Here is a 17,022-nt window from a genome sequence, read left to right as displayed (position 1 = left end):
GTAGTTGTGCTCTCTCAACCGGTTACGTCTATCGCTATTTCAGCAAAATGAACTTCTGAACAGAACAGCAGTCTGTTTTTTATATTTTCATGAATTGATGAAATGTAATTATGGATAGAAGCTCTGCTGGTATCAGTGGTAAATACGCAAGATCCGATAACGATTACAACCAGCCGAATGACCATCCCGGATATTCAAGGCGTGGGCGATATAGAGATGCCACAGTCAGACGATGGCATAATCCCCCACGCACCACACCGAGGCATAATGGATTTTACCATTCTTCTGGTGCATACACTTCTCAATATCTACAGAGCCGTTCAGTAAGCCCTGCTCAAGATTTTAATGCTCTCATCAAACAGGAAATAATGGATGGTTTGCTGAGTAGATCGGCTCGTTTCGGTCATCGCTATGATGGGAGAAATCACGGTCTATATGCCAATTCAGTCAAACAATACACGTCAGCTGCTAAAAGACCGTTAAACCAGGCGGAACAAAGCCAGCTGATACGTTTTCTGGAAAATTTTACCGCAGCACGGAGCTGGAATTGGCGAAGCCTGACAACAACACTTCATGCATTTACTTCAGCGGGTGTTTTTACCCCTCATAGCCCCATGGATGAGGGTGTTAAGCATACTCAAGCTACCTTATTGTCAACGCTACTGGATGCAATAATATTTAACAGCAACCAAAGACTTAAAGACAGTAATATTGATGCTTGGGGAATCGCCAACCAGCTGTGGGCCATGGCAAAACTGGTGGACAACGGGCACGAGCAGACACCAGGGCTCAAAGAGGCCGTGACTGCGCTGTTACCCCACGTAAGCGCACAAAAATCTAACTTTACAACACAGGGAATCGCCAACGTGCTGTGGGCCTTGGCCAAACTGGTGGACAACGGCCAGGAGCAGACACCTGGGCTCAAAGAGGCCGTGGCTGCGCTGTTAACCGGCGTAAATGCACAGAAAGCTAATTTTAATCCACAGGGAATCGCCAACCTGCTGTGGGCCATGGCGAAACTGGTGGATAACGGGCATGAACAGACACCGGGGCTTAAAAAGGCTGTGGCCGCGTTGTTGCCCATCGTACGCGAACAGAAAGACCAACTTCATGCCCTGGGAATCATCAACCTGCTATGGGCCATGGCGAAACTGGTGGACAACGGGCTGGAGCAGACAACCGATCTCAGCGAGGCCGTAGCAGCGCTATTGCCCCGCGTGAGCGCACAGAAAACTGACTTTAAACCACAGGGTATTGCCAACCTGCTGTGGGCCATGGCAAAACTGGTGGACAGTGGGCAGAAGCTGACACCCGAGTTCAATGAGGCCGTGGCCGCACTGTTGCCCCATGTGAACCCACAGAAAGACCAATTTGATTCTCAGCATATCGCCAGCCTGCTGTGGGCCATGGCAAAACTGGTGGATAACGGGCATGAACAGACACCGGGGCTTAAACAGGCTGTGGCCGCGCTGTTGCCCCACGTGAACGCACATAAAAACCAATTTAATGCCCAGGGAATCGCCAACTTGCTGTGGGCCGTGGCGAAACTGGTGGACAACGGGCAGGAGCAGACACCGGGGCTCATAGAGGCCGTGGCCGCGCTGTTACCCCACGTGAACGCAAAGAAAGACCAATTTATACCTCAACATATCACCATCCTGCTGTGGGCCATGGCGAAGCTGGTGGACAACGGGCAGGAGCAGATGCCAGAGTTCAACAGTACTGTGGTCGCTCTGCTGCCTTATGTGAACGCAAGGAAAGACCAATTTATACCTCAACAAATCGTCAACCTGCTGTGGGCCATGGCGAAACTGGTGGACAACGGGCAGGAGCATACACCAGGGCTGAAAAAAGCTGTGGCCGCGCTGTTGCCCCGCGTGAACGCACAGACAGAGCAATTTAATGCCCAGGGAATCTCCAACCTGCTGTGGGCCATGGCGAAACTGGTGGACAACGGGCAGGAACGGACACCAGAGATCAAAGGGACCCTGGGAGCCCTGTTACACCACGTGAACGCACAGAAATACCAGTTTATTCCTCAGCATATCGCCATCCTGTTGTGGGCCATGGCGAAACTGGTGGACAACGGGCAGGAGCAGACACCAGAGTTCAACGTGGCTGTGGCCCAGCTGTTGTCCCACGTGAACGCAACCAGAGACCAATTTACTCCTCAGCAAATTGCCAACCTGTTGTGGGCCATGGCGAAACTGGTGGACAACGGGCAGGAACAGACACCAGGGCTTAAAACAGCTGTGGCCGTACTGTTGCCCCACGTGAACGCACAGGCAGACCAATTTAATGCCCAGGGAATCACCAACCTGCTGTGGGCCATGGCGAAACTGGTGGACAACGGCCGGGAACAGACACCAGGGCTTAAAACAGCTGTGGCCGCACTGTTGCCTCACGTGAAGGCACAGAAAAACCAATTCAATGCCCAGGATATTACCAACCTGCTCTGGGCCATAGCGAAACTGGTGGACAACGGACAGGAGCAGGCATCAGGGCTCAACGAGGCCATGGCCACGCTGTTACCCCTCGTAAAACTACTGAGAGACCAATTTATTCCTCAGCATATCTCCAACCTGCTGTGGGCCATGGCGAAACTGGTGGACAACGGCCTGGAGCCGACACCAGAGTTCATCGAGGCCGTGGCCCGCCTGTTGCCCCACGTGAACGCAATGAATGACCAATTTAATCCTCAGCAAATCGCCAACCTGCTGTGGGCCATGGCAAAACTGGTGGACAACGACCAGCAACAGACATCAGGGCTTAAAAAAGCTGTGGCCACGCTGTTACCACACGTGCACGCACATACAGCCAACTTTACACCAAAGGCAATCACCAACCTGCTGTGGGCCATGGCAAAACTGGTGGAAAACGGAGAGTGGACACCAGGGCTTAAAGAAGCTGTGGCCGCGCTGCTGCCCTGCGTAAACCCACAGAAAGCTCAATTTGATCCTCAGCAAATCGCCAACCTGCTGTGGGCCATGGCGAAGCTGGGTGAACTCGTTGAGCTGCACGTGGTTACCTCTACATTCGAATCGTTGCTCTGCCGATTCAGCGACAACCCTCAGCTCTCTCAGCAAGATATAGTGATGTCTCTCTGGGGAGTAATGGTATGTTGTGCCAGGTTGTCTCTGGCCCCCAATGCCATTAAAAATAACGTGCTTGAAAAGCACATGGATGACCTGTCCACTCGCCTGGAAAATACATCCCCGGACAATCAAAAGAATCAACAAATCATTACCATGGCTGCCATTTGGTTGGGGAGAGCGTGTCCGATCATCCCCCATTACCGGACAACTATTTCAAAACCTCAAGCCAACTTACGCAATCAACTCCAATCACGCATGCCCTCTTTGAAGATTGAACAGGAAAAGAGCCTGAACTCATTGCCTCCCGTTGACCTGCTACTGCCAGATCACAACATGGTGATTGAAATTCAGGGACCGTCTCATTACGTAAGTAATGATTTCAAAATCAGGAATGGTTCAACTCTGCTTAAAATAGCACTGCTGAAAAAATCAGGATTTGAGGTCATTGAAATCCCGGCTAACCAGCTTTGGAGACAGAATTCAATGAAACAATGCATTGATCAAATAAAGGCCAGAGTGGACATACCGCCACAGGGTCATGGCTGTGTATTACCTGACATCGGATCGATAGAGGAGACAAACGTTACCGCCGATAAAAAGTGGCAATCTTCAGGTCATTGTTACTTAGCCGTTGAAGAAAATTCAGAAAAGCAAACAGACAAACCAAAAAACAGAAAAAGGAAAAGAAAAAAAAGGCACTAACCACTTCCCTTTCATCATGACTCAAGAACCGTGTTCACATTCCGACAAAATGAACTTCTGAACAAAACAGCAGTCTGTAGTTTATATTTTCATGAATTAATGAAATATAATTATGCACAGAACCTCTGCTGGGATCAGTGGTAAATACGCAAGATCCGATAAAGATTACAACCAGCCGGATGGCCATGCTACTTCTTCAAGGCGCGTACAATATAGACAGAATACAGTCAGAAAGTGGGATAATCCCCCCCGCACTACCCCGGGGCGTAAGGAATTTTACCGTTCTTCTGGCGTATGCCCTTCTCAACATCTACAGAGCCGTTCAGTAAACCCTGCTCAAGATTTTAACGCCCTCATTAAACAGGAAATAATGGATGATCTGGTGAATAAATCGTATCGCTTCGGTCATCGCTATGATGGGAGAAATCACGGTCTGTATGCCAATTCAATTAAAAAATACACGTCAGCTGCTAAAAGACCGTTAAATCAAGCGGAACAAACCCAGCTGATACGTTTGCTGCAAAATTTTACAGTAACACGGAGTTGGAGTTGGCGAAGCCTGTCAACAACACTTCATGCATTGACTTCAGCGGGTGTTTTTACCCCTCATAGACCCATGGATGAGCGTGTTAAGCATACTCAAGCTGTCTTATTGTCAATGCTACTGGATACAATAATATTCAAGTGCAACCAAAAACCTGAAGCCAGGAATATTGGTGCCCAGGGAATCGCCAACCTGCTGTGGGCCATGGCGAAACTGGTGGACAACAGGCAGGAGCAAACACCAGAACTCAAAGAGGCCGTGGCCGTGCTGTTGCCTCACATGAATGCACAGAAAGACCACTTTATTCCTCAGCAAACCGCCAACCTGCTGTGGGCCATGGCGAAACTGGTGGACAAGGGCCTGCAACAGACACCAGGACTTAAAAAAGCTGTAGCCGCGCTGTTGCCCCACGTGCACGCAAATAAAGCCAACTTTACACCACAGGCAATTGCCAACCTGCTGTGGGCCATGGCGAAACTGGTGGAAAACGGAAAGTGGACACCAGGTCTTAAAGAAGCCGTGGCCACGCTGCTGCCCTACGTGAACCCACAGAAAGCCCAATTTGATCCTCAGCAAGTCGCCAACCTGCTGTGGGCCATGGCGAAGCTGGGGAACTCGTTGAGCTGCACGTGGTTACCTCTACGTTCGAATCGTTCCTCTGCCGATTCAGTGACAACCCTCAGCTCTCTCAACAATTTATATTGATGTTTCTCTGGGGAGTAATGGTATGTTGTGCCAGGTTGTCTCTGGCCCCCAATGCCATTAAAAAAATAACGTGCTTGAAAAGCACATGGATGACCTGTTTACTCGCCTGGAAAATACATCCCCGGACAATGAAAAGGATCAACGCACCATTGCCATGCATTGCCATGGCCGCCAGTTGGCTTGGGAGAGCGTGTCCGATCGTTCCCTATTACCAGACAACCATTTCAAAACCTCAAGCCGACTTTTGCGATCAACTCCAATCATGCATGCCCTCTTTGAAGATTGAACAAGAAAAAAGCCTGAACTCATTGCCTCCCGTTGACCTGCTACTGTCAGAACACAACATGGTTGTTGAAATTCAGGGGCCGTCTCATTACGTAAGTAATGATTTTAAAATCAGGAATGGTTCGACTTTGCTTAAAATAGCACTGCTGCAAAGATCAGGATTTGAGGTCATTGAAATCCCGGCTAACCAGCTTTGTAGCCAGAATTCAATGAAACTATGCATTGATCAAATAAAGACCAGGTTGGACATCCCGCCCCAGGGCATGGCTGTGCATCACCTGACATCGGATCGGTAGAGGAGACAAACGTTACCGCCGATAAAAAGTGGCAATCTTCAAGTCATTGTTACTTAGCCGTTGAAGAAAATTAAGAAAAGCAAACAGACAAACCAAAAAACAGAAAAGGAAAAGAAAAAAAAGGCACTAACCACTTCCCTTTCATCATGACTCCGGAACCGTGTACACATTCCGGCAAAATGAACTTCTGAACAGAACAGCAGTCTGTTTTTTATATTTTCATGAATTGATGAAATATAATTATGCATAGAACCTCTGCTGGTATCAGTGGTCAATACGCAAGATCCGATAAAAATTACAACCATCCGGATAACCATCCCAGATCTTCAAGGCATGGGCGATATAAACATGCCACAGTCAAACAATGGAATAATCCCCCACGCACTACCCAGGGGCGCAATGAATTTCACCATTCTTCTGGCGCATACACTTCTCAATATCTACAGAGCCGTTCAGTAAACCCGGCTCAAGATTTCAGTGCTCTCATCAAACAGGAAATAATGGATGGTTTGCTGAGTAAATCGGATCATTTCGGTCATCGCTATGATGGGAGAAATCACGGTCTGTATGCCAATTCAATTAAACGATACACATCAGCTGCCCAAAGACGGTTGAATCGAGCGGAACAAAGCCAGCTGATGCATTTTCTGCAAAATTTTACCGTAACACGGCGTTGGGGCTGGCGAAGCCTTACGACCACACTTCATGCATTGACTTCAGCGGGTGTTTTTACCCCTTATAAACCCGTGGATGAGCGTGTCAGGCACACTCAGGTTGCCTTATTGTCAACGCTACTTGATGCAATCATATTCAAGTGCAACCAACAACCTCAAGCCCGGGACATTGATGCCCGGGGAATCTCCAACCAGCTGTGGGCAATAGCAAAACTGGTGGACAACGGGCAGGAGCACACACCAGGGCTCAAAGAGGCCGTGGCCGCGCTGTTGCCACATGTGAATGCAAAGAAAGACCAATTTATTCCTCAGGGCATTGCCATCCTGCTGTGGGCCATGGCGAAACTGCTGGACTACGGGCAGGAGCAGACACCAGAGTTCAAAGAGGCCGTGGCCGCGCTGTTGCCCCACGTGAACGCACTGAAGGACCGATTGAAAGCTCAGGACATTGTCAACCTGCTGTGGGCCATGGCGAAACTTGTAGACCACGGGCAGGAGCGAACACCGGGGCTCAACAAGGCCGTGGCCACGTTATTGCCCCTTGTGCACGAACAGAAAGACCAACTTACTACTCAGGGAATCGCCAACCTGTTATGGGCCATGGCGAAACTGGTTGACAACGGACAGGAGCGAACACCAGGGCTCAACGAGGCCGTGGCCGCGCTGTTGCCCCACGTGATTACACAGAAAGTTCAATTTAATGCCAATGATATTGCCAGCCTGCTTTGGACCATGGCGAAACTGGTGGACAACGGGCAGGAAAAAACACCAGGGCTTAAAAAGGCTGTGGCCGCGCTGTTTCCCCAAGTGAGCACGCAGAAAAACCAATTTAATGCCCAGGGAATCGCCAATGTGCTGTGGGCCATGGCGAAACTGATGGACAACGTGCAGGAGCAAACACCAGGGCTCATAAAGGCCGTGACTGTGCTGTTGCCCCAAGTGAACGTACTGACAGCTAACTTTAACCCCCAGGAAATCACCAACCTGCTATGGGCCATGGCGAAACTGGTGGACTACGGGCAGGAGCGGACACGCGAGCTACATGGGGCCGTGGCTGCGCTGTTGCCCCGCGTGAACGCACAGAAAGCTAACTTTAAACCACAGGAAATCGCCAACCTGCTGTGGGCCATGGCGAAACTGGTGGACTACGGGCAGGAGCAGACACCAGAGTTCAAAGAGACCGTGGCCGCACTGTTGCCCCACGTGAACGCACAGAAGGACCAATTTAAAGCTCAGGGCAATGTCAACCTGCTGTGGGCCATGGCGAAACTGGTGGACAACGGAATGGAACGAACACAAGGGCTCATGGAGACCGTGGCCGAACTGCTACCCCACGTGAACAAACAGAAAGACCAATTTATTCCTCAGCATATTGCCAACCTGTTGTGGGCCATGGCAAAACTGGTGGACAACGGGCAGGAGTGGACACCAGAACTCAAAGAGGCCGTGGCCGCGCTTTTGCACCACGTGAACGCACCGAAAAACCAGTTTAATACCCAGGATATCGCCAACATGATTTGGGCCATGGCAAAACTGGTGGACAACGGAGAGTGGTTGCCAGAGCTTAGAGAAGCTATGTTCGTAGTGTTGCCCCACGTGCCCCCACAGAAACACCAATTTAATCCTCAGCATATCGCCAACATTCTGTGGGCCATGGCGAAACTGGGTGAACTCGTTGAGCTACACGTGGTTACCTCTACGTTCGAATCGCTGGTCTGCCGATTAAGTGACAACCTTCAGCTCTCTCAGCAAGATATATTTATGTCTCTCTGGGGCGTAATGGTATGCTGTGCCAGGCTGTCCCTGGACTCCAATGCTAATAAAAGTAACATGCTTGAAAAGCACATGGTTGACCTGTTTACTCGCCTGGAAAATACATCCCCGGACAATGAAAAGGATCAACGCATCATGGCCATGGCCGCCAGTTGGCTTGGGAGAGCGAGTCCGATCATCCCCCATTACCAGACAACCATTTCAAAACACCAAGCCGACTTCCGCGATCAACTCCAATCATGCATGCCCTCTTTGAAGATTGAAGAAGAAAAGTGTCTGAACTCATTGCCTCCCGTTGACCTGCTACTGCCAGATCACAACATGGTGATTGAAATTCAGGGACCGTATCATTACCTGAGTAATGATTTTAAAATCAGGAATGGTTCGACTCTGCTTAAAATTGCACTGCTGAAAAAATCAGGATTTGAGGTCATTGAAATCCCGGTTAACCAGCTCAGCAGCCTGAATTCAATAAAACTATGCATTAACCAAATAAAGGCCAGGGTGGACACCCCGCCACAGGGTCATGGCTGTGTATCACTTAACAGCGGATGGGCAGATGAGACAAACGTTACCGCCGATAAAGGGCAGCCATCCCCGGATCACTGTTATTTAACCGTCGAAGAAAATTCAGAAAAGCACACAGACAAACCAAAAAAAAGAAAAAGGAAAAGAAAAAAAAGGCACTAACCACTTCCCTTGCATCATGACTCCAGAACCGTGTTCACATTCCAGGAAAATGAACTTCTGAACAGCACAGCAGTCAGCCTTTTATATTTTCATGAATTGATGAAATATAATTATGCATAGACCCTCTGCTGGCATCAGTGGTCAATACGCAAGACCAGGTAATGATTACAGCCAACCGGAAAACCATGCCGCTTCTTCAAGGCCCGGGCGATATAGACATGCCACAGTCAGACAATGGGATAATCCTCCCCGCACGCCCTCCGGTCGTGATCAATTTTATAATTCTTCTGGCGCATGTCCTTCTCATTATCTACTATGCCGCTCAGTAAACCCTGCTCAAGAATTCAATGCCCTGATTAAACAGGAAATAATGGATGATCTGCTGAGTAAATCGAATCGTTTCGGTCACCGCTATGATGGGAGACATCACGGGAAATATGCCAGTTTAATTAAAAAATACTCGTTAGCTGCTAAAAGACCGTTAAATCAGGCTGAACAAAGCCAGCTGATTCATCTGCTGCAAAATTTTACCGCAACACGGAGTTGGAATTGGCGAAGCCTGACGACAACACTTCATTCATTGACTTCAGCGGGTGTTTTTACCCCTCATCAACCCATGGATGAGCGTGTCAAGCTTACTCAAGCAGCCTTATTATCAACGATACTTGATGCAATAATATTCAAGTGCAGCAAAAAACTTCAAGCCGGGGATATTGAAGCCCAGGAAATCACCAACATGCTCTGGGCCATGGCAAAACTGGTGGCCAACGGGCAGGAGCTAACACCAGAACTCAAAGAGGCCGTGGTTGCGCTGTTGCCCCACTTACACGCGGAGAAAGCTCACTTTATACCACAGGAAATCACCAACCTGCTGTGGGCAATGGCAAAACTGGTGGGCAGTGGGCAACAGTGGACGCCAGAGTTCAACGGGGCCGTGGCCGCGCTGTTGCCCCATGTGAACGCACAGAAAGCTAACTTTAAACCACAGGAAATCGCCAACCTGGTGTGGGCTATGGCGAAACTACTGTACAACAAGCCAGAGCAGACACCAGGGCTCAAAGAGGCCGTGGCCGCACTGTTGTCCCACGGGAACATACAGGAAGCTAACTTTAAACCACAGGAAATCGTCAATCTGCTGTGGGCCACAGCGAAACTGGTGCACAACGGGGAGTGGACACCAGAGCTTATAGAAGCGGTGGCCGCGCTGTTGCCCCACGTTAAAGCACAGAAAGACCAATTTCTTCCTCAGGGAATCGCCAACCTGCTGTGGGCCACAGCGAAACTGGTGGATAACGGGCAGAAGCAGACACCAGAGTTCAAAGAGGCTGTGGCTGTGCTGTTACCCCACGTGAGCGCACCGAAAGCTAACTTTAAACCACAGGAAATCGCCAACCTGCTGTGGGCCATGGCGAAACTGGTAAACAACGGACAGGAGCAGACACCCGAGCTCAACGAGGCCGTGACCGCGCTGTTATCCCACGTGAACATGGAGAAAGATGACTTTAAACCACAGGAAATCGCCAACCTGTTGTGGGCCATGGCGAAACTGGTGGACAACGGGCAGCAGCAGACACCAGAACTCAAAGAGGCCGTGGCCGCGCTGTTGCCCCATGTAATCGCACAGAAAGCTGACTTTAAACCACAGGAAATCACCCACCTGCTGTGGGCCATGGCGAAGCTGGTGGGCAACGGGCAGGAACGGGCACCCGGACTCAACGAGGCTGTGGCCGCGTTGTTGCCCCACGTGAAAGCACAGAAAAACCAATTTAATGCCCATAGTATCGCCAACCTGCTGTGGGCCATGGCGAAAGTGACGGACAACGGGCAGGAGCAGACACCCGAGTTCAGAGAGACTCTGGTCGCGCTGTTGCCCCACGTGCTGGCACAGAAAGCTAACTTTAAACCACTGGAAGTCGCCAACCTGCTGTGGGCCATGGCAAAACTGGTGGACAACGGACAGGAGCAGACATCAGCGTTCAAAAAGGCAGTGGCCGCCCTGTTACCCCACGTGAAAGCACAGAAATACCAATTTTTTCCTCAGCAAATCACTATCCTGCTGTGGGCCATGGCGAAACTGGTGAACAACAGGCAGAAGCAGACACCAGCGTTCAAAGAGGCCGTGGTTGCGCTGTTGCCCCTCGTGAACGCACAGAAAGGCCAATTTAATGCCCAGCATATTGCCAACCTGTTGTGGGCCATTGCGAAACTGGTGGACAACGGGCAGGAGTGGACACCAGAGTTCAAAGAGGCCGTGGCCGCGCTGTTGCCCCACGTGAACGCACAGAAAGGCCAGTTTAGTACCCAGGGTATCACCAACATGCTGTGGGCCATGGTGAAACTGATGGACAGCGGGCAGGAGCAGACACCAGAGATGAAAGAGGCCGTGGCCGCGCTGTTACCCCATGTGAACGCACAGAAAGACCAATTTAATACCCAGGGTATCGCCAACCTGTTGTGGGCCATGGCGAGCCTGGGTGAGTTCGTTGAACTGAACGTGGTTACATTTATGTTCGAATCGCTTGTCTACCGAATCAGTGAAAACCCTCAGTTTTCTCAACAAGAGATATTGATGTCTCTCTGGGGAGCAATGGTGTGCTGTGCGAGGTTGTCTCTAGACTCCAATACCAATAAAAATAACGTGCTTGAAAAACACATGGATGAACTTTTTTCTCGCCTGAAAAATACATCCCCGGACAATGAAGAGGATCAACGCATCATTGCCATGGCCGCAAGCTGGCTTGGTAAAGCCTGCCCGGTCGTCCCCCATTACCGGACAAATATTTCAAAACCTCAAGCCGACTTTCGCAATCAACTCCAATTATGCATGCCATCTTTGAAGATTGAAGAGGAAAAGAGCCTGAACTCATTATCGCCGGTTGACCTGCTACTGCCAGATCACAACATTGTTATTGAAATTCAGGGACCGACTCATTACGTGAGTAGTGATTTCAAAACCAGGAAGGGTTCGACTCTGCTTAAAATTGCACTGCTGAAAAAAGCAGGATTTGAAGTCATTGAAGTTCCGACTAACACGCTTTGTAACCGGGATTTATTAAAGCCCTGTATTGATCAAATAAAGACCAGGGTCAACATCTTGTTACAGAGGTAAGTAGTTGACCAAATAGAATCGTTACTCAATCGTCAAACAACATTCAGAAGAGCAAACAGACAAACCAGAATACAGGTAGACACTGTTTGTCTCGCTCCGAATGATTTTCAAGTAGATGGATTGAACTAATGACCAGTACTTCGATCTTAATAAGTAAGCACAGGCTCAAGCTGAATAAACTGTTTGATCTTATTGATGACTCATCAACAAGGAGAAATGTAATGATTAGAAGTATGGTCACTGATAATTTACAGGCTCCGACGACACAACAGGGATTTACCAGAGAAACTCTCCCTGACCAACCTGATCATGTCGGGCAAAAACTTAACATCGCCCCACAATTGACAACCGACGGCGATGGAATTCAGGAACAACATCCCGCCAGTCTTTCCAACCGAACCATTACTGGCTTGAACCCTCATTCTGCGTCGTCACCTGAAATTTACTGGGTAGCAGCCCACATGGATAATAATCCCCGGCGCAATTGTTGTGTGAGCTATGCCAATGTATCGGATACGGCTCAACCGAAAACTGTCCGGATTGGCAACCAGCAACTGATGACACTGGATGCTTCGCAAGCATTTGTTGATTGGGCTCTAGAGGAATACAAAAGCCATATAGAATTCCATAACTTCAGCTTCCTGGTTGATTTTTTAAGCAAAAACAGCGACATCGAATACATTGTTGATATTGGCTGTGGTTTCGGAGCAATATCCCTGTTAATGCAAAACTATCTCAAAGAGCTGTACCCCCGGATCAAAGTAGTTCCTGTAGATATCAAAAATGCTTACGCTAATTGCGATGGAACTTTTTGTGACGATCCACAGCCCATTAACATAATTCCGGCTCAGGAAATTGCTGGCGCTAATCCTGCAACCACTTTATTTACCGCGATACACGCTTTTACCGGCTTGCCTTCGGAAGAAATGCAACTTTGCAAAGAGATTGCCCAGGGGCAAACTGAGTTTTATCTCACCACACTCATAAAAAACAACCCTGGTTGTTTTGTCCTGATCACCGAAGACCCGGACGTATCCTCACCCCAGCAATATATTCCCCCGGAGCTGGTGTACACCAAACATTACCACGCGCTCGCGCAGAGCTCTACGCTGGAGGAGCTTGAGACACAACCCCTTCGCCAGGCAAAAGCCGCAGAAATGAACGCAGAAAACGCTGATATCTACCGGTTAAACCAGTTGCTGGCAAAACTTCCTGCACAGCGGGATCATTATCTATCTTTGACCTCCATAAATACAGAATATCGTCAACAGGAAATTGGTTTAGTACCTTGGCAATACACGCCGGATTATATCTTCAATTGTTCTCTTAAAAGCATGACACTGAACGAGAGGATTAAATCCTTCGATAACATCAAATATGAGGTCGAAAAACATAACCTGGAGCTAAATTGCTGGCATGTCTATCGCCACGATACGGATGGTTCAGAAGCTTCCCGGTGAATCTGGACAGCCACCAAGACACACTCGGCTGATGGTCGGACTCTGCATTACTCAAACACGCTTTTATAGATATTTCAGTAAAATGAACTTCTGAACAGAACAGCAGTCTGCTTTTTATATTTTCATGAATTGATGAAATATAATTATGTATAGAACCTCTGCTGGCATCAGTGGTCAATACGCAGGGCCGGGTAATGATTATAACCAACCGGAAAACTGTACCACTTCTTCAAGGTCCGGGCGGTATAGACATGCCACCGTCAAACAATGGCATAATTCCACCCGCACTACCCCCGGGCGTAATGAATGTTATCATTCTGCTGGCGCATCTTCTTCTCATTATCTACTGCACCGTTCAGTAAACCCTGCTCAGAATTTTAATGCCCTAATCAACCACGAAATAATGGCTGGTCTGGTGAGTAAATCGAATCGTTTCGGTGATCGCTATAATGGGAGACCTCACAGCCAATATGCCAATTCAATTAAAAAATACACGTCAGTTTCTAAAAGGCCGTTAAATCGGGCAGAACAAAGCCAGTTAATAAATTTTCTGCAAACATTTACCGCAACACGACGTTGGCATTGGCGAAGTCTGACGACAACACTTCATTCATTTACTTCAGCGGGTGTATTTACCCCTCATAGCCCCGTGGATAGGCGTGTTCAGCTCACTCAAACGACCTTATTGTCCACGCTACTGGATGCAATCATATTCAAGTGCAACCAAAAACCCGAAGTCAGGGATATAGATTCCCAGGGAATCGCTAACCTGCTGTGGGCCATGGCGAAACTGGTGGACAACGGGCCGGAGTGGACACCAGAGTTCCAAGAGGCCATGGCCGCACTGTTACCCCATGTAATCGCACAGAGAAAGCAATTTAATGCCCAGGGTATCGCCAACCTGCTGTGGGCCATGGCGAAACTGGTGGACAAAAGACATGAGCAGACACCAGAGATCGAAGCGACCGTAGCCGCGTTGTTGCCCACCGTGAACACACAGAAAGCTGACTTCAATCCACAGGAAATCGCCAACCTGCTGTGGGCCATGGCGAAACTGGTGGACAACGGGCAGAAACGGACACCCGAGCTCAAACGGACCCTGGCCGCGTTGTTGCCCCACGTGAACACACAGAAAGCTGACTTCAATCCACAGGAAATCGCCAACCTGCTGTGGGCCATGGCGAAACTGGTGGACAACGGGCAGGAGCGGACACCCGAGTTCAATGAGGCCGTGGCCGCGCTGTTGCCTCAAGTGAACCCAAAGAAAGACCAATTTGATCCTCAGCATATCGCCAGCCTGCTGTGGGCCATGGCGAAACTGGTGGATAACGGACATGAACAGACACCGGGGCTTAAAAAGGCTGTGGCCGCACTGCTGCCCCACGTGAACGCACATAAAAACCAATTTAATGACCAGGGAATCGCCAACTTGCTGTGGGCCGTGGCGAAACTGGTGGAAAACGGGCAGGAGCAGACACCGGGGCTTAAAAAAGCTGTGGCCGCGCTGCTGCCCCACGTGAACGCAAAGAAAGATCAATTTATACCTCAACATTTCACCATCCTGTTGTGGGCCATGGCGAAACTGGTGGACAACCTGCAGGAGCAGATGCCAGAGTTCAACAAGACTGTGGTCGGTCTGCTGCCTTACGTGAACGCAAGGAAAGACCAATTTATACCACAGCAAATCGTCAACCTGCTGTGGGCCGTGGCGAAACTGGTGGACAACGGACAGGAGCAGACACCGGGGCTTAAAAAAGCTGTGGCCACGCTGTTGCCCAACGTGAACGCACAGACCGACCAATTTAATGCCCAGGGAATCTCCAACCTGCTGTGGGCCATGGCAAAACTGGTGGACAACGGGCAGGAGCAGACACCAGAACTCAACCAGGCCGTGGCCGCGCTTTTGCCCTGCGTGAAAGTACAGAAAGATCAATTTATACCTCAGCAAACCACCAACCTGCTATGGGCCATGGCGAAACTGGCGGACAACGGGCACGAGCAGACACCAGAGTTCAACAAAACCCTGGCTGCGCTGTTGACCTGCGTGATCGTACAAAAAGCTAATTTCAAACCACAGGGTATCGCCAACCTGCTCTGGGCCATGGCGAAACTGGTGGACAGTGGACAAGACCGGACACCAAAGCTGAACAAGGCCGTAGCCGCGTTGTTGCTCCCCGTGAAGACACTGAAAGACCAATTTATTCCTCAACATATCGCCAACCTGCTCTGGGCCATGGCGAAACTGGTGGACAGTGGACAAAACCGGACACCAAAGCTGAACGAGGCCGTAGCCGCGCTGTTGCTCCCCGTGAAGACACTGAAAGACCAATTTATTCCTCAACATATCGCCAACCTGCTCTGGGCCATGGCGAAACTGGTGGACAAAGGCCAGAAGCGGACACCAGAGTTTGACGAGGCCGTGGCCGCGCTGTTGCACCGGGTGAACACACAGAAAGCTGACTTTAAACCACAGGAAATCGCCAACCTGTTTTGGGTCATGGCAAAACTGACGGACAGCGGACAGAGGCGAACTCCAGAGTTCAACAAGACTGTGGCCACGTTATTGCCCCATGTGAGCGCTCAGAAAGCTAACTTCAAAGCACAGGAAATCGCCAACCTGCTGTGGGCCATGGCGAAACTGGTAGACAACGGGCAGGAGCGGACACCAGCGCTCAACGGGGCCATTGCCACGCTATTGCCGCAGGTAAACGCACATAAAGACCAATTTATTCCTCAGGGTATCGCCAACCTGCTGTGGGCCATGGCGAAACTGGTGGACAACGGGCAGGAACAGACATCAGGGCTCAAAGAGGCGGTAGCCGTGCTGTTGCCCCGCGTGAGCGCACAGCAGGCTAACTTTAAACCACAAGGTATTGCCAACCTGCTGATGGCCATGGCGAAACTGGGTAATCTCGTTGAGCTGAACGTGCTTACCTCTACGTTCGAATCGCTTGTCCGCCGAATCAGTGACAACCCTCAGTTCTCACAGCAAGAGATATCGATGTCTCTCTGGGGTGTAATGGTCTGCTGTGCCCGGTTGTATCTGACCTCCAATACCTATAAAAATAACGTGCTTGAACAGCACATGGATCACCTGTTTACTCGCCTGGAAAATACACCCACAGACGATGAAGAGGATCTATCCATCATTGCCATGGCCGCAAGTTGGCTTGGGAGAGCGTGTCCGGTCACCCCTCATTACCAGACAACCATGTCAAAACCTCAAACCGACTTCCGCGATCAACTCCAATCATGCATTCCCTCTTTGAAGATTGAAGAAGAAAAGAGTCTGAACTCTTTACCGCCGGTTGACCTGATTCTGCCGGATCACAACATCGTTATTGAAGTTCAGGGACAGTTTCATTACGTGAGTGATGATTTCAAAACCAGAAATAGTGCGACTATGCTGAAAATCGCACTGCTGCAAAAGGCAGGATTTGAGGTTATTGAAATCCCGGCTAACACAATTTGGAAACCGGATTTAATGAAACCATACATTGATCAAATAAGAACCAGGGTAGACGTCCCGCTCAAGGGAGAGGGCACTGTATCACTTAACAGCGAGGGAGACAGATTGGGCTAACATGACTGCCGATAAAAGATGGCAACTCTCAGATCAAAGTTATTTAACTGCCTGAGAATATTTAGAGGAGCAAACAGACAAACCAAAATACAGGTTGTAACTGTTT

Annotated in this window: 7 protein-coding genes; all 7 read left to right on the top strand. The window is 49.5% G+C overall.

The annotated features are described in order from the left end of the window. The first annotated feature begins 110 nt into the window (after positions 1–110). The 7 genes from ACO6UX_RS03155 (at position 111) to ACO6UX_RS03125 (ending at position 16,916) form a co-directional block, all read left to right on the top strand. Positions 111–3,797, top strand: coding sequence for a DUF1601 domain-containing protein (locus tag ACO6UX_RS03155; RefSeq protein WP_422444803.1), 3,687 nt, complete (start codon positions 111–113; stop codon positions 3,795–3,797). 112 nt (positions 3,798–3,909) lie between these two features. Beyond that, on the top strand, positions 3,910–5,046 hold the full coding sequence (locus tag ACO6UX_RS03150; protein WP_422444801.1) for a hypothetical protein: 1,137 nt from the start codon (positions 3,910–3,912) through the stop codon (positions 5,044–5,046). 89 nt (positions 5,047–5,135) lie between these two features. After that, positions 5,136–5,627, top strand: a complete 492-nt coding sequence (locus ACO6UX_RS03145) for an RAP domain-containing protein (RefSeq protein ID WP_422444799.1) — start codon at positions 5,136–5,138, stop codon at positions 5,625–5,627. A gap of 242 nt (positions 5,628–5,869) precedes the next feature. After that, positions 5,870–8,764, top strand: a complete 2,895-nt coding sequence (locus ACO6UX_RS03140; RefSeq protein ID WP_422444797.1) for a DUF1601 domain-containing protein — start codon at positions 5,870–5,872, stop codon at positions 8,762–8,764. 112 nt (positions 8,765–8,876) lie between these two features. Next, the gene (locus tag ACO6UX_RS03135) at positions 8,877–11,873 is read left to right on the top strand and encodes a DUF1601 domain-containing protein (protein WP_422444795.1); all 2,997 of its coding nucleotides are present in this window, start codon (positions 8,877–8,879) and stop codon (positions 11,871–11,873) included. Positions 11,874–12,094: 221 nt separating this feature from the next. Continuing rightward, positions 12,095–13,333, top strand: a complete 1,239-nt coding sequence (locus ACO6UX_RS03130; RefSeq protein WP_422444793.1) for a hypothetical protein — start codon at positions 12,095–12,097, stop codon at positions 13,331–13,333. Between the two features lie 145 nt (positions 13,334–13,478). Continuing rightward, complete coding sequence (locus ACO6UX_RS03125; RefSeq protein WP_422444791.1) at positions 13,479–16,916, top strand: DUF1601 domain-containing protein; 3,438 nt, start codon at positions 13,479–13,481, stop codon at positions 16,914–16,916. Positions 16,917–17,022 lie beyond the last annotated feature (106 nt).

Source organism: Endozoicomonas sp. ALB091, from assembly GCF_049310265.1.
Classification (GTDB): Bacteria; Pseudomonadota; Gammaproteobacteria; order Pseudomonadales; family Endozoicomonadaceae; genus Endozoicomonas.
Note: the sequence above shows the minus strand (reverse complement) of the source record. Positions and strands in the feature narration are given on the sequence as shown.

Bases quoted from the DNA above. Each gene is read 5' to 3' on its own strand.
- ACO6UX_RS03155 (WP_422444803.1), top strand. From the start codon at position 111: ATGGATAGAAGCTCTGCTGGTATCAGTGGTAAATACGCAAGATCCGAT.
- ACO6UX_RS03150 (WP_422444801.1), top strand. From the start codon at position 3,910: ATGCACAGAACCTCTGCTGGGATCAGTGGTAAATACGCAAGATCCGAT.
- ACO6UX_RS03145 (WP_422444799.1), top strand. From the start codon at position 5,136: ATGACCTGTTTACTCGCCTGGAAAATACATCCCCGGACAATGAAAAGG.
- ACO6UX_RS03140 (WP_422444797.1), top strand. From the start codon at position 5,870: ATGCATAGAACCTCTGCTGGTATCAGTGGTCAATACGCAAGATCCGAT.
- ACO6UX_RS03135 (WP_422444795.1), top strand. From the start codon at position 8,877: ATGCATAGACCCTCTGCTGGCATCAGTGGTCAATACGCAAGACCAGGT.
- ACO6UX_RS03130 (WP_422444793.1), top strand. From the start codon at position 12,095: ATGATTAGAAGTATGGTCACTGATAATTTACAGGCTCCGACGACACAA.
- ACO6UX_RS03125 (WP_422444791.1), top strand. From the start codon at position 13,479: ATGTATAGAACCTCTGCTGGCATCAGTGGTCAATACGCAGGGCCGGGT.